Consider the following 15,149-nt stretch of genomic DNA (forward strand, 5'->3'; position numbering starts at 1 on the left):
TGCGTTTTATTCGACTTCTTCGAGTGCTTTCCACATCTCGACATCGCGTTCTGCTGTCCAGATGCGTGGATGATCCAGCCCACCGGCTTCGTCAAAGGCACGCGTCACATCAAAGGGCAGACAGTGATCAAAAATCACCCAGTCGCCAAACTTCGGCTTAAGCGCGGCATATGTATCTTTGTAGATCTGGCCCAGTTCCTTGCCTTCTGCGCGACCTTTTTTAACTGCACCATACATGGATTCCAGAAAATCCTGTGTTTCAGCAATCGCCTGTTCACATAATTCAGGCGTCATCAATGCAGCCCCACGTCCCGGTACCAGTTTTTGCGGTTTCAGGTCACGCAAGACATTCAAGGTTTGCGGCCAGTCTTCCAGATGGGCATCCCCTGTGTATGGTGTCGCCCCAAATTCCACCAGATCACCGGAGAATAACACCCCGTCATCCGGTAACCACACAATCGTATCCCCTGCGGTATGACCGCGTCCGGCATGGATGATTTCCACACGGCGTTTGCCCATGAAGATGGTCATCTTGCCTTCAAACACCATCGTCGGCCATGTCAGACCCGGCACGGATTCCACATCGTTAAACAAACGCGGGAAGCGGCCAACCTCGGATTTGAAATCATGTTCGCCCCGTTCCACAATCAAGTCATAAGTGGGTTTAGAGGCAATAATCTGTTCAGCATTATAAGCAGATGCCCCCATCACACGCACCGCATGATAATGTGACATCAGCACGTATTTGATCGGTAAATCCGTCACTTCGCGAATGCGGCGAATGACATCTTGTGCCATCGTCGGGGTGGCCTGCGTATCGATAACCATCACACCGTCATCACCGATAATAATGCCGGTATTGGGGTCGCCTTCCGCCGTATAAGCGTACAGGCCTTCGCCCAGTTTCTCGAAAGAAACTTCTTTTTCGTCTAAATCAGCTGCGGATGCAAAATTCTTTGTCATTGCTTAAAGTTCCATTATTCCAATTAAATACCTAGGTAGGCTGCCTTGACAGTTTCGTCATTCAGCAGGTTTTCCCCACTACCCGTCAGTGTGATTTTTCCGGTTTCCATCACATACCCACGATCTGCAACACGCAGCGCAGCCGTGGCGTTCTGTTCCACCAGAAAGATAGTCACACCCTGTTCCTTGAGCTCTTCAATAATTGCGAAAATTTCCATAACCAACACTGGCGACAGGCCCATGCTGGGTTCATCCAACAACAACAGACGGGGGCGTGACATAAGTGCACGCGCCATCGCCAACATTTGTTGCTGTCCACCGGAAAGTGTCCCGGCTGCTTGATTGCGTTTTTCTTTCAAAATAGGAAAACGCGCATACATTTTTTCAAGATCGGCAGTAATCTGGGCTTTGTCTTTTTTGATAAAAGCCCCTAAACGAATATTGTCTTCCACCGACAGGGCGGTAAAGACCTGACGGCCTTCGGGCACCTGTGCAATATCCAACCCAACGCGTTTGTTGGCCACCATGTTGGTAATATCATTCCCTTCAAAGGTAACCGAACCGCTACTGGCATCCTGCAAGCCCGAAATGGTACGCAACAAGGTAGTTTTTCCCGCACCATTGCCGCCAACCAATGCAACCAGTTCGCCTTCGTTGACTTCCAGATCAACCCCATGCAAAGCTTGAATACGCCCATAATGACTGGTGAGATTTTGTATTTTCAACATCCCCTTAGCCCCCCAAATATGCCGCAATAACGTCTGGATTGTTGCGCACTTCAAGTGCGGTGCCTTCCGTCAGTTTGCGTCCGTAATCAAGGACAAGGATATGGTCTGAAATTTCCATCACCATCTTCATATCATGTTCCACCAGAACAACCGTAATGCCGCGTTCTGCCACTTTCTTGATGACTTCATCAATCTCGCGACTTTCCGCCGGGTTCAGGCCTGCCGCCGGCTCGTCCAGCAACAGGATCTTGGGCTTGGACGCCAAAGCACGTGCAATTTCCAAACGTTTCAACGCCCCATAAGGCATGCTTTCCGTATCAATATCGGCATATTTTTTCAGGCCAACAAAATCCAGCAGTTCCAGACAGGTTTCCCGGCAATGTCGATCACCGGCCTTAATAGACGGCAGCCCGAAAAAGGAGGCAAAGAACCCGCGGTTCAAATGCAGATGGGCACCAACCATAACGTTTTCAATTGCCGTCATATTGAAGAAAATTTGCAGGTTTTGAAACGTGCGTGACATTCCACGCGCGGCCAGTTCATAAGATTTAAATCCCGTCACCCCTTCATCATCATAAAGGATCGTACCGCTGGTCGGCGTATACACACCGGTAATCAGGTTAAACAAGGTCGTTTTACCCGCCCCGTTTGGTCCGATGATCGAATGAATGGTCCCCGAATTAATCGTGAAAGACAGGTCATCAATCGCGCGCACACCACCAAATTCAATGCTCAGGTTATTGACTTTCAAAAGGGTCATCACTTATCTCCCTTCTTCAACAAGCCTGCAATACTCGGCACGAGACCTTTGGGCAGGAAAATCATCGTCAGCATTAAGATCAAGCCAAAAACCAGATGCTCATAATCATGTAAGAAGGTCAAAAATTGCGGCAAAGTCGTGAGAATAGCAGCGCCGATGACCGCCCCAAAGGTAGAGGCCATACCGCCAAACACCACCATCACCACCAGTTCGATAGAATGGAAGAACCCTGCAATATCCGGTGTAACGAAATTCGAATAATAAACACCAAAGCTGCCCACAATGCTGGCAAACACAGCAGAGACTACGAAAATCAGGACCTTATATTGCGTGGTATCAACCCCGACCACTTCGGCCGCCACTTCAGACCCATGAACCGCACGCAGCGCACGACCAATAGGCGAATGGATCAGGTTAAGAGACGCCCACACACTGAACACCAGAAGCGCGCCGATCAACCAATACCAATACATTTGTGTTGCCATAAAGGACAAGCCGTCCACATACATGCCATCCGGGCCGCCGGTCAACTGGTCTTCGGTATTGATCACAATGGAAATGATGATCCCCATCCCCAAAGTTGCCATCGCCAGATAGTGCCCCTTTAATTTCAGGATCGGACGCGCAATAACAAAGGCGAGCACACCAGTAAAGAGCGCCGCCACGACCATTGAAAGAAGCGGGTCCCAACCTTGGTTCATCGTCAAAATCGCACTGCCATAAGCCCCAAGACCGACAAAGGCACCATGTCCCAGGCTGATTTGCCCGCCATAGCCGATTAAAAGGTTCAAACCGATACAGACAATCGCGTTAAAACCGATAAGAATGGCGATTTCATATTGGAACGCATTGCTCAAAAACACGGGCAGAATGGCAATTACGGCACAAAGCACCAGAATTCCGCCTGTTTTGGCTGATTTCAAATTCATCATCATTACACGCGCTCCGTTCCGGTTTTACCGAACAGACCGCTCGGTTTAAAGAACAGGACGAGAAGAATAAGGATAAAGGCAATCGCATCTTTATATTCAGAGACCCAGTAGCCCGCCCCCATTGCCTCGGCAATACCAACGATCATACCACCAGCAACTGCACCCATGCCATTGCCCAATCCACCAAGAATGGCGGCACAGAACCCTTTTAAACCGAGCATGATACCCGCTTCAAAGTTTGTCAGTGTAATCGGTGCCACCAAAATACCGGCAATCGCCCCCAAGGCAGCGGACAAACCGAAACTGATAAACAAGACCAGTTTGACATTAATTCCCATCAAAAGGGCGGCATCACGATTTAACGATGTCGCAATAATCGCTTTACCCATCATGGTTTTATCGAAGAAGTAACGCAGGGCAAACACCAGAAAGATCGTAACTCCCAACACCCACAGGCTTTGCGGTAAAATCGTGGCCCCTGCAATATTGATCGGCTCATCCCCGCTGAATGAGGGAACCGCGTGAAATTCCTTGCCCCAAAAAACTTGAGCCAATCCACGTATTACAATCGCAGCACCGATTGTAATAATAATCAAAGTAACAACGGACGCGCCACGCGCCGGTGCAATTGCTAATTTCTCCAGACCAAAACCGAACAGAGTGGTCAATGCAATCGCAGCCAGAATGGCAATTGGCATCGGCAAACCGAGGCCGAGAAAGAAAACGGTTCCCATTCCGCCCAGCATGACAAACTCGCCTTGCGCAAAGTTGATCACGTGCGATGCGTTGTAGATGATGGAGAAACCAAGCCCAACCAGCGCATAGGTTGCCCCCAACGTAATACCGGAAAAAAGGAATTGCAGGAATTCTGCGAACATTTTTTACGTCTTTCTTGCGGATATAATTCACCTGTTGCTTCTTGGATAAAACCATAGAAACAGGACGTTTTTAGAAAATTGGGGAAGGGCGATCCCTCCCCCAAAATTCGACGTTATTTCACGATAGACCAGTTACCGTTCTTGATTTCCAGCATCTTGAACGCAGACAGGTCCAGACCGAGGTGGTCTTCTGCCGTCATATTGACAACGCCGCCGGTACCGATGTAGCCACTGGTTTTTTCGATCTCGTCACGAACGGCTGCTTTGTCGGTGCTGCCCGCGCGTGTAATCGCGGCAACCGCCATTTGCAGACCGTCATAGGCATGACCGCCAAATGTGGAAACAGAACCGCCATACGCTTCGCTGTAAGATTTGGTATAAGCCTGAACCACAGCTTTTTGCGGGTCTGAATCCGGCAACATATCAGCAACCAACAGGGCCGCGGCCGGAAGACGCACACCTTCAGCCGCTTCACCGGCCAAATCAATGTATTTCTTGGACGCAACGCCATGAGATTGATAAAGCGGTGCCGTCATACCAAGCTGACGATAGTTTTTCGTCACAATCGCCGGGCCTTGACCAAAGCCGGCATTGACAACCGCTTGTACACCGTCAACACCTTTAATCTTCGTCAACTGTGCAGTCATATCGGTGTCTTTCGGCCCATAAGATTCAGAGGCCTTAATATTGATTTTATAGGCCGGTGCCAATTTTTCGCACTGACCTTTCATGGATTTACCAAAACCGCCCGTACCGGAAATCATGGCAATATCATTCAGGCCACGTGCTTGTAAATCTTCAAAGATTTTACCACAGGCCATTTTATCGGTATGAGGTGTCTTGAACGTCCATTTTTTAACCGGCTCAACAATCGCAACAGCACCTGCCAGCGAAATAAACGGTACTTGTGATTTTTCAACAATCGGAATCACCGCCATTGTGGCACCGGATGTAGAACCACCGACAATAACGTCGACTTCATCTTGGCTGACCAGACGTTTGACAGCTGTAATCGCTTTTTTGGAATCAACACCGACATCATATTGAATCAGTTCTACCTGACGACCCAAAACACCACCATTGGCATTCAGTTCTTCAATATAAAGCTCCAGTGTTTTCAGTTCCGGATCACCCAAAAATGAAGCCGGGCCTGTTACGGACAGGAAAGTCCCGATTTTGATCGGGTCCGCAGCATCAGACGTTGTTGCACCAAAGGCCATTGCACCGGCGACCATCCCCAGTGCAGCTACTGTCTTCTTAACTTGATTGTGACGTGAAGTCATAATTTGTTTGCCTCCCAAATAGACAATATATCGTTTGTTTTTAATTTAGTCCGATCAGCTTAAGCAGAATGTTTGTAAGCCACATGATCTATATCAAAACATCACATGCAAAAGTCTGATCCAGTGAGATTTTTTACCCAGAAAATCTGGACATTTCTCTTTCTTATTTGTTTCAATTGAAACTATTTTAATAAAAACTAATCGTCAAGCAAAAAAACATTCCACCTTTTTGACTGACAATCAAAGACGGTGCCTTCCTTTTCGGACTTCCCTTCCCCATCAAGGAAGGCACAGACTTTTCGGCAGGTTAGGCCGCAAGCTTGCTCAGCAGTTTCTGAACAGCCTCGCGTGTCTCCCCAAACTCTTCGACACTATGTTCATAACGATCACGTGCCACGGCGTAATCTTCAACCAAATCGGTTTCGATACTACCGTTAAAAATACGAACATGAAGGCGTTCGCAGTCATCCAGATAATGATCCGCCAACAAGCGCACTTTCATATATTGGCGCGCAGCCTCTTGAACAGTTGCCTCCAGATCATTAAAACTGGGAACAGTTTCCAGTGGTAACGGGAAATCCCCCCTTAAATGTTCCCACATCTCTGCCCAGTCATCACGACCCTGACCATCTTCAAAATGGACATAGCCAAATTTGGACAATACACTGCGTCCGTTGGAAAAAAGTGTATTGGGCAACTCTGGAATCATAGCGAACCCTCCTTGTTTTTCGTATTTTACGTTATTGCTTAGACAGCAGCCTTGGATACTTGATCATCCAGATCCGCCGCTTCATATCCGACGCGCATGTCATAATCGGCTTCCACGCCTTGCGGCACTTCCAGACCGACTTCTTTCAAGCGTGATTCGAGCAGTTCCAAGTATTCTTCCTGTAACTCTTCCGGTTTTTTCACCTTAATGCCGTATTCGTAATATTTATCAAACATGGCAGACTGTTTGTCACCCGTTGACGGACGACCATAAAAACCAAGGCCGACTTTCATAAATTTCTCAACGCGCTTTTGCATAAATTCGCGTGTTTCTTCACCACCGAATTCGATACAACGCTTGGACGCCCAAACACCGAATGCAAGGTGACCGTATTCTTCTTTATGGATACGCACATTCACACGTGCCCACGGCAGGTAAGAACATTCACGATACTGCCCAAGGAAAGCCACAGCCGCCGGCGTTACCACGGTAGAGAACAGCGCAACATCTTCCCAGCATTCAAACAGTTTTGACCAGTTTTCTTTACGAAAGCCGTTAATGACCGTCACTTTTTTAGGATCCGGGTTATTCGGATTCGTTACCAGTTCGCGTAAACGTGCATTTACATCCACACCCAAGTCGGACATCAGGTTCCAGACGTAATAGCCGTGGCCCATTTCTTCCATCACTTTCTTGGACAGGCGGTAAGCCTCTTCCGGGCGCGGTGCAAAACGCATATTTTCCGCAACACGTTGCGCACCTGCATATTCAGAGTCTGCCTGGAAGCTCATCAAATTTAATAGGAGCTTCTTGTACTCTTCCGGCAATTCATCGCCTTTATCGTACGTTTTCCAGTTAGCCATCAGTTTCCTCCACTGTTTATCTCAATTCAGATTGGCGCCTATCCGCCCAAAAATCATCTTATGACACATTTAATGATTCTTTTAAAAGAATAGTGTATCATATTAATTCCTGTCAATTCCTTTTTAAAGCCTCTCCAAAGAACAAGCCTTAACCCTTTATTACTCTAGGATTTTATATATTATATTTTTTTAAATAATTTGTTTCTAATGATACAAATTACTTTATGTAACACTTTTTGTAGTGACATCCCATAAAAGTGTAACTATTATATCCCGCAAGAGATAACGCTGAAATAACAGCCCTGATATGCTATGAGTTGATGCGGACAAGCTCTCTTTTCAAGACGGAATAATCGAATTGCCATGACAAAGAATAAAAAAATACACGATGCCATATTGGACTTGCGCGACAAAACAACGCTGCGTGCCAAATCATTATTGGTCACCGTATACGGCGATGCCATCCTCCCGCATGGTGGCGCGGTATGGCTTGGCAGTTTAATTAACCTCGTGGAACCGTTGGGGTTAAGCGAACGCATGGTACGTACCGCCGTTTTTCGGTTGTCCAAGGATGATTGGCTCAGTGCCACACAAATCGGACGACGTAGCTATTACAAGCTGACTGAAATCGGGCGTCGTCGTTTTGAAACCGCCCATCGCCGCATTTATGCCTCCCCACACCGTACATGGAATGGCGAATGGTTGATGGTCATTGCAAACAAATCCAACCTGACACAGGAACAACGCGATCAACTGCGCCGTGAATTTCTTTGGTTAGGTTTTGGCAACGTGGCCCCCAATGTCTTTGCCCACCCTGCCGCAGACATTCGTGCCGTTCGCCAAATCATTCAGGATATGGGCGTAGAGGAAAATGTCGTGACAATGGCCGCACGCGCAGACCGTCACAGCGGCACCGCCCCCCATCGTAATATGGTTCACAGCAGTTGGGATCTGGACCAACTGGCGCAGGATTACAATCATTTCCTGGATGCTTTCCGCCCGCTCTATCACGCTCTGAGTGCGGAAGGAACGATCGACCCGGAAAGCAGCTTTCTCGTGCGCACCCTTTTGATCCATGAATATCGCCGCATCATGCTGCGCGACCCCATGCTGCCCGATGATTTACTAAACGCCGAATGGCCCGGTTCCACCGCGGCCACCTTGTGCGCAAACCTTTATCGCCTCTGCGCCCCCAGCGCAGAAAAACACCTTGAATCCCTGTTGGAAACGGCCGAAGGCCCCTTACCGGATGCCAGCCCTTATTTCTTCAACAGATTTGGCGGATTGGAAAACGGCACGTCCACCCCGCCCTTGCAAGAAAGTTTGACCCTATGACAGCAAAAATCGCCATCATCGGTTCCGGCCCCAGTGGTTTTTACGCCGCCGATACCTTTGCGAAAAAACTCCCTGATTGCCAAATCGACATGATCGAACGATTACATACACCGTTTGGTCTGGTTCGCGCCGGTGTGGCACCGGATCATCAAGGGACCAAGAATGTCACCCGCCAGTTTGAACGCACCATGCAAAACGACAATGTTCGTTTTATCGGCAATGTCGAAGTCGGTCGCGATATCACATATGATGAACTGAAAGACCTGTACGACATTGTTTTTCTGGCTATCGGTGCCTCTGTTGATCGTAAAATGGGGATCGCAGGGGAAGACTTGCCCGGTGTTTATGGCTCCAGCGCCTTTGTTGGTTGGTATAATGGCCACCCTGATTTTGTAAACCTCGCCCCGAAACTCGGCCCCAACGGTGTCGCCATTATCGGCAATGGGAATGTCGCCATTGATATTGTCCGTGTTCTGGCAAAATCGGCCGAAGAAATGCAAGGTTCCGACTTGTGCCTACATGCCGAAGACACCATTCGCGCCACCAAACTTAACGATTTTTATATGATCGGACGCCGTGGTGCGGCGCAAGCGGCCTTCACCCCTTCTGAAGCCAATGAACTAGGCCACCTCGCCCATTGTCATCCCGTTATTCTGAATGATGATTTAAACGAAGTTCCCGCAGAAGAAGACCCAAAATCGCAAAAAAACAAAGAAAAGAATATGGAGATTTTGCGCGGACTCAATGAACAGGACCGTGGCGATAAGGCAAAGACATTGCATTTACAGTTCTGGGCAAAACCGATTGAAATTCTCGGCACCGATTGTGTGGAAGGATTGCGACTGGAACGCACAGCTTTGGTCGATGGACGTGTGCAAGGCACAGGGGAAACTTTTGACATTGCCGTTTCCACAGTCATTTCCGCAATCGGTTATGAAACGGCCCCGATCCCCGGTCTCCCCATGAACGGGACCATCGTTCAAAATAATGACGGTGTCGTTGAAAACGGGGTGTACGTTGCCGGCTGGTGTAAGCATGGTCCCCAAGGCACAATCCCGACCAACCGCAAAGAATCGATGGAAATGGCAAAACGCGCCATTGATGCCTTTAACGGCAAAAGCGACAAAACCGGCCCCACCGGATTGGACGCTTTGCTAAAGGAACGCAACGTCCATCCCGTTGATTTTGATAACTGGAAGCAGATCGAAGCACAGGAAGAACAAGCAGCCCGACCGGGCCGTGTGCGCGAAAAACAAATCACATTCCCATAACAGGGGTAAAAGTGCGGGGCCATATATAACCCCGCACTTTTTTTGTTAGCGATTATCTAATTGCGCATTCACTCTCAAACGTCCTTCATGTGTAATGTAATAAGGCTGTCCTTTCCTGGAACGGATCAGCCGTTTTACCTTCAACTTCCTAAACGTTTCCAGCGTAAACCCGCTGAGTGCATAACCATCCCGGTTAAAACACAGGACATCATAGACATGCCCGTTCGTGGCACGCTTGAAATGAATCGCACCACCTTGCGCGAGCGCATGCAACACCCGCTGTTCGTCTTTTGAAATATTCATGGTTTTTAGTCTTTAGTCGGATCAAAACACCAACAACTCAATCGGCACACGACATCACACGCCGCCGCCCATTGGTTGCGTTTCAGGCTTCTTTTGAAAGAAGCGGTGTTACTTGGATACAATCTCTAACATAAAGACCTTGAATAGCTTTTGGCGGAAAAACCACCATGACACTTACGGGGATATCATAAATGTAATCACACCTCAAGTCTTCAACGCCCGATCCGAAAACGGGACGGTGAAAAAGAAAGTCGCACCATGACCATACTCGCTTTCCACCCAGATACGTCCGCCCAGATGCGAAACAATCCGCTGGCAAATGGCCAATCCCAAACCCGAGCCTGTCGGGTTCCCCGTTCCAATTTGTTTGGCCTGATAGAATTTCTCAAAGACCAGCTTCAATTCATCTTCATGCAGACCGGGACCTTGATCTTTTACAGCAACACGGACATGGGTCCCCATATCGATCAGTTGAATATCAATCCGCCCCCCTTTGCCCTTGTAAATTTTCTGCGCATTGGAAATCAGATTAATCACCACCTGTGTCAACTTATCCTTATCTCCCAAAACCAGTGAAAGATATTTCGGCACATCCACATTCAGTTCAACGTTTTCTTTCTCGCATTCCTGCGCCAAAGTTTCCACGCCATGTTTAATCACATCGCGCATTTCCACTTCGCTAATGTCCCAGGTTTCACGCCCGGACTCGATCCGTGCCAAATCCAGAACCTGATTGATTAACCGGGTCAGACGTTGACTTTCTTCGACCATCACCTGCAAGAACTTCTGACGTTGTTCCATATCCAGATCAGGATTGTCGTGCAGGATTTCCGTAAAGCCACGGATAGAGGTCAAAGGCGTACGTAATTCATGGGCGACATGGGATAGGAATTCATCTTTCAAGCGGTCCAACTGCATCAAACGTTCATTGGCCTGTTGTAATTCATTGCGGGCTTGTTCCAGCGCATCGGATTTTTGTTCCAGTTGGTGGGAATATTCGATGACATGGGAAGCTTCGTCCAAAACCTCCAGCATTTCGTCCAGACTGGCCCCTTTGCCTTTTACAACAGAAGCCACCAGCACACGCGCCGACGCCGATCCGATGGCACCGGCAAGCAGGCGTTCGCAAAAACGCACCGTATAAGGTGCGGCCTGATCCCATGTTTCCACATCAATCTCGCGCCGCTGCGCATGTTCATAAAAGGCACGCTGGGTCGCATTGGTTCCAATATAGCGCGCACATAAATCGCGCAATTCATCGACCGAGACTTGCGCCCCCCAGAAACCAACATTTTGATTAACCGCTGTTTGTTGATCGACCTCCACAAACAAGGTGGCCTGAATCCGTTCAATCGCACTGGGATGGTCAAACAGGGAAATCAAAATATAAAACCCGACATTGGCAATCATCGACCAGAATAGCGCATGGGAGATGTGATCCATCCCTCCCATCCCGAACAGATTATAAGGTTTCAGCAACTCAATCCCGAACGGCCCCTGATTAACAAACGCAATTGGTAACCAATCGGACAAGGCAAACGAGGGCAAGACCAACGTATAGCCCCAAACCAAAAAACCAGCGAGCAACCCGCCAATCGCCCCACGTTGCGTCCCGCCTTTCCAGTAAATACCGCCTAAAATCACCGGGGCGAATTGGGCAGCTGCGGCAAAGGACACCAACCCAATGGTCACCAGCGCATAAGATTCCCCGATGATGCGATAATAGAGATAGCCCAGCAGTAAAATCAGCAAGATCGCCATGCGCCGGATGAACAACAGCAACATACTCATATCGCGGCGCGCTTCCAGTTTTGCCTTGAAATAGCGCAGCAGGATCGGCATCACCAGATCATTGCAAATCATCGTCGAAAGTGCAATTGCCCCAACAATGACCATGCCCGTTGCCGCAGACAATCCCCCGATAAACACAAACAAGGCCAGCCACGGATGCCCTTCTGCCAAGGGCAGGGCAAGGACAAAGGTATCCGCATCGACACCGCCTTGATCGAAATAAAGCAAGCCGCCCAGTGCAATCGGTAAAACAAACAGGTTAATTAGTAACAAATACAGCGGAAAGAGCCACACCGCCTGCGATATGTGGCGTTCATCCGTATTTTCCACCACAATCACCTGAAACTGACGGGGCAGGAAAATTACCACAACCATTGCCAACAAGGTGAGGGAAAACCAGTTTCCTTCTACCGCACTCATGGTCAGAAGCGACGATAAATCCTGATGCGCCGCTGCGCGGGCATAAATATCGGACACACCGTCGAACATGGAATAGCTGACAAAAAAACCAACCGCCAAAAAGGCCAACAACTTAATCATCGATTCAAAGGCAATGGCTGTGACCATACCTTCATGCTGTTCGGTCGCATCAATATGGCGTGTCCCAAACAGAATGGTAAATGCCGCCATCATCAGCGCGACATAAAACGCCTTATCGTCCCACAGGTTTTCCGGCGTCGATAAATGTTGCGTCCCCACCAACACATTATAACTGGTCCAGACCGCCTTTAGCTGAATGGAAATATAAGGCATAATCCCGACCACCGCGATAATGGTGACCAGCCCGCCCAAGACATGACTTTTGCCGTAACGGGAAGAGACGAAATCGGCAATCGATGTAATGCGGTGTTTCCGGCTGATACGCACGATTTTACCGATGACAAACCAACCGAGTAAAAAGGTCAACGTCGGACCGATATAAATCGGCAAAAACCCAACCCCTGTCGAGGCGGCACGTCCAACCGATCCGTAAAAGGTCCAACTTGTACAATAAACGGCTAAGGACAAGGCATAGATGGATGGATTTTTTAAAAGACTCCGACCCTGTTCTGCCCGTCGGTCGCCCCAATAGGCAATGGCAAACAACAAGGCCAGATAAAACGCGGAAGCGAGGAAAATAGCCGTATTGGACACCTCAATCCTCCCCGTTCAAATCGATGGGGTCCGATATTTCATAATAACGCCGAATGATCAAAATAGCCGCTACAAGGATCAACCCGCCCCAGACACCAAACAGATAGACCAACAAGACAGGCACACCAAAAAACGTAGTGCTGCCCCCCCGATCAAACAGGGAAATCAACGCCGGGCTAAACAACAAAGCACCGAGCATACATAGCCCGACCAATCGCTCTCTCGTAATGCCCGGTCTTTGCATCTATCCGCCTCCCGGTTTCCATTTTGGTGGGGCCATTTCAAAGCCTTCAAACTGAAAGGCTGGTGAAACCGTACATCCAACCAAGGTCCAGTCCCCCGTACTTTGGGCTGCCTGCCATGCATCTTTTGGCACAACACCTTGGGGACGTTCCCCTTTTAAGATATCGGGACCCAACACAACCGTGTCGACCTTTTTTTCATCCTGACTGATAAAAAGGTTCAAGGGTGCCCCCGCATACCAATGCCAGATTTCCACTGCGTCCACACGATGCCAATGCGATTTCTCCCCGGCTTTCAACAGATAATAAATCGCGGTGCATGACCCTCGCTCACCCCCGTCACCATCACGGAAGGTTTCGACATAATAGCCGCCTTCCGGGTGGGGTTGCAGACCTAACTGGGAAATAATGCGTTCTGCCTCACTCATTCTTTGGGGGCCGTTTCAAGCATAGACGGGCGGGCGGAAAATGCCTCGTACCATGCCGCCAGCTTTGGACGGGTGGAAAGAATTTTGTCATCGGGGAAACGAAAATCAATCCAGCCCAAACAACAGGCAACCGTAATTTGACCAATGGTCAATGGCCCGCCTGACAGCTCGTCAATTTCCTGTTCCAGTGCATCCAGCCCGCGTTGAATAGAGGCCGCCTGACGATCCATCCAGCCTTGTGATCTTTCACCGTCCGCGCGACGGCTTTCCAGCAGGCGCAACACACCAGCATCCAGAATACCATCACCCAAAGCCTGAAAATGCAGCGCTTTCCAACGCGCCTTGCCCGGTGCAGGAAACAACACAACGCCCGGCACCAACGCATCCAGATATTCGCAAACGACCGGAGAGTCATATAGAACGTAGCCATCGTCCAGAATAAGGGCCGGAATTTTACCAAGCGGGTTGACGTTGCCCATATCCGTCGCCGGGTCCCATACCAATGTCGGTTCCAGTTCGATACGGTCCATCAAATCCAGTTCCTTCGCACAGACCAAAGCCTTTCGCACATAAGGTGATGTGGCGGAATAACGCATTTTCATAGGATGATCCTTTCAGTGTTCAACGGATACGACTTAAAAATTATCTTTTCGACGGCGAATTTCTGCAAAAACCTCGACGCTGTCTTTCCCCACCATATCCAAGGTCTTTTGCACATTTGTTTCATCCGGGCGTAAAAAAGGGTTCGTCGCCTTTTCCATACCTAGGCGCGCAGGAACCGTCGGTTGCCCCTGTGCACGCAGATCGTCAATTTCACGGGCGCGACTGATCAATGCCGCATTCGTTGGATCAATTGTCAGGGCAAACTGTGCATTGGCCTGAGTATATTCATGTGCGCAATAAACACGTGTTTCATCGGGTAACTGCTTTAATTTGGACAAGCTGTTCCACATCTGGGCGGGGGTTCCTTCAAACAAACGCCCACAGCCCAGAGCAAACAAGGTATCCCCACAAAAAAGGGCATGATCGTCTTCAAACCAAAATGCAATATGGCCACGGGTATGACCCGGTACTTCAAACACATGTGCGCGCGTACTGCCGAATTCAAAAACATCACCGTCTTTCACACCGACATCAATCCCATCGATACGTGCGCGATCATTGTCCGCCCCAACGATTTGGCATTCATACGCCTGTTTCAGCGTCAAATTCCCACCGATATGGTCGTGGTGATGATGGGTATTAAAAATATGAGTCAACCGCCACCCCAGTTCATCCAGGCGACGCTTCACAGGGGCGGATTCTGCCGGATCAACACAGGCGCAAGCTTGTGTCGCGGGATCATAAATCAAATAAACGTAGTTGTCGGATAAGACGGGAACTTGTTCAATTTGCAGTGAAGCCATCTTTCTTCCCTTGTATTTTTGCTGTCGGCAAAACTATATCATGTCTTTGTAACGATACAACAATCACGTCCAAAACCTATCGCCAAAGATGACAGTAAGCGTTTTTGTCTTTAGAGTCTGAGC

At 48.9% G+C, this 15,149-nt stretch carries 16 protein-coding genes; 2 read left to right on the forward strand and 14 right to left on the reverse strand.

Annotated features, from left to right (window positions below; all coding sequences use genetic code 11):
* Positions 1 to 6: 6 nt before the first annotated feature.
* The 8 genes from ACN0VA_RS04150 to ACN0VA_RS04185 form a co-directional block, all read right to left on the reverse strand.
* A complete protein-coding gene (locus ACN0VA_RS04150; protein WP_417819920.1) occupies positions 7 to 963 on the reverse strand; it encodes an MBL fold metallo-hydrolase in 957 nt (318 codons plus the stop codon).
* 23 nt (positions 964 to 986) lie between these two features.
* Positions 987 to 1,691 (reverse strand): ABC transporter ATP-binding protein, encoded by a 705-nt coding sequence (locus ACN0VA_RS04155; protein WP_417819921.1) that lies wholly within the window; start codon positions 1,689 to 1,691, stop codon positions 987 to 989.
* Positions 1,692 to 1,695: 4 nt separating this feature from the next.
* Positions 1,696 to 2,451 carry an ABC transporter ATP-binding protein gene (locus ACN0VA_RS04160; RefSeq protein ID WP_417819922.1) on the reverse strand — a complete coding sequence of 252 codons (756 nt, stop codon included), beginning with the start codon at positions 2,449 to 2,451 and terminating at the stop codon, positions 1,696 to 1,698.
* Positions 2,451 to 3,386, reverse strand: a complete 936-nt coding sequence (locus ACN0VA_RS04165; protein WP_417819923.1) for a branched-chain amino acid ABC transporter permease — start codon at positions 3,384 to 3,386, stop codon at positions 2,451 to 2,453. The genes ACN0VA_RS04160 and ACN0VA_RS04165 overlap by 1 nt, the downstream gene beginning before the upstream one ends.
* Positions 3,386 to 4,261 (reverse strand): branched-chain amino acid ABC transporter permease, encoded by an 876-nt coding sequence (locus tag ACN0VA_RS04170; RefSeq protein WP_417819924.1) that lies wholly within the window; start codon positions 4,259 to 4,261, stop codon positions 3,386 to 3,388. Before ACN0VA_RS04170 ends, ACN0VA_RS04165 begins: the two co-directional genes overlap by 1 nt.
* Positions 4,262 to 4,374: 113 nt before the next feature.
* Positions 4,375 to 5,544: an ABC transporter substrate-binding protein gene (locus tag ACN0VA_RS04175; protein ID WP_417819925.1), complete on the reverse strand. Its 1,170-nt coding sequence runs from the start codon at positions 5,542 to 5,544 to the stop codon at positions 4,375 to 4,377.
* 307 nt (positions 5,545 to 5,851) lie between these two features.
* Complete coding sequence (locus tag ACN0VA_RS04180; protein WP_417819926.1) at positions 5,852 to 6,253, reverse strand: hypothetical protein; 402 nt, start codon at positions 6,251 to 6,253, stop codon at positions 5,852 to 5,854.
* A gap of 38 nt (positions 6,254 to 6,291) precedes the next feature.
* Positions 6,292 to 7,116, reverse strand: a complete 825-nt coding sequence (locus ACN0VA_RS04185; RefSeq protein ID WP_188664254.1) for a Phenylacetic acid catabolic protein — start codon at positions 7,114 to 7,116, stop codon at positions 6,292 to 6,294.
* A 363-nt stretch (positions 7,117 to 7,479) separates the two neighbouring features.
* Between ACN0VA_RS04185 and paaX the strand changes: the two genes are divergently transcribed.
* Complete coding sequence (paaX, locus tag ACN0VA_RS04190) at positions 7,480 to 8,451, forward strand: phenylacetic acid degradation operon negative regulatory protein PaaX (protein WP_417819927.1); 972 nt, start codon at positions 7,480 to 7,482, stop codon at positions 8,449 to 8,451.
* On the forward strand, positions 8,448 to 9,722 hold the full coding sequence (locus ACN0VA_RS04195) for an FAD-dependent oxidoreductase (RefSeq protein ID WP_417819928.1): 1,275 nt from the start codon (positions 8,448 to 8,450) through the stop codon (positions 9,720 to 9,722). The genes paaX and ACN0VA_RS04195 overlap by 4 nt, the downstream gene beginning before the upstream one ends.
* 45 nt (positions 9,723 to 9,767) lie before the next feature.
* Here ACN0VA_RS04195 and ACN0VA_RS04200 read toward each other — a convergent pair whose 3' ends face one another.
* From ACN0VA_RS04200 to gloB, 6 genes are all read right to left on the reverse strand, one after another.
* Entirely contained in the window at positions 9,768 to 10,025 is a 258-nt protein-coding gene (locus ACN0VA_RS04200) for a YjhX family toxin (protein ID WP_417819929.1), read from the reverse strand.
* Between the two features lie 204 nt (positions 10,026 to 10,229).
* Positions 10,230 to 12,950: an ATP-binding protein gene (locus ACN0VA_RS04205; protein ID WP_417819930.1), complete on the reverse strand. Its 2,721-nt coding sequence runs from the start codon at positions 12,948 to 12,950 to the stop codon at positions 10,230 to 10,232.
* A gap of 1 nt (position 12,951) precedes the next feature.
* Complete coding sequence (locus ACN0VA_RS04210) at positions 12,952 to 13,194, reverse strand: hypothetical protein (RefSeq protein ID WP_417819931.1); 243 nt, start codon at positions 13,192 to 13,194, stop codon at positions 12,952 to 12,954.
* Positions 13,195 to 13,620 (reverse strand): cupin domain-containing protein, encoded by a 426-nt coding sequence (locus tag ACN0VA_RS04215; RefSeq protein ID WP_417819932.1) that lies wholly within the window; start codon positions 13,618 to 13,620, stop codon positions 13,195 to 13,197.
* Complete coding sequence (locus ACN0VA_RS04220; protein ID WP_417819933.1) at positions 13,617 to 14,222, reverse strand: glutathione S-transferase; 606 nt, start codon at positions 14,220 to 14,222, stop codon at positions 13,617 to 13,619. Before ACN0VA_RS04220 ends, ACN0VA_RS04215 begins: the two co-directional genes overlap by 4 nt.
* Before the next feature lie 33 nt (positions 14,223 to 14,255).
* Positions 14,256 to 15,026 (reverse strand): hydroxyacylglutathione hydrolase, encoded by a 771-nt coding sequence (gene gloB, locus ACN0VA_RS04225; protein ID WP_417819934.1) that lies wholly within the window; start codon positions 15,024 to 15,026, stop codon positions 14,256 to 14,258.
* Between the last annotated feature and the right edge of the window lie 123 nt (positions 15,027 to 15,149).

It is taken from the genome of Terasakiella sp. (assembly GCF_048267425.1).
In the GTDB taxonomy this organism is placed as follows: domain Bacteria; phylum Pseudomonadota; class Alphaproteobacteria; order Rhodospirillales; family Terasakiellaceae; genus Terasakiella.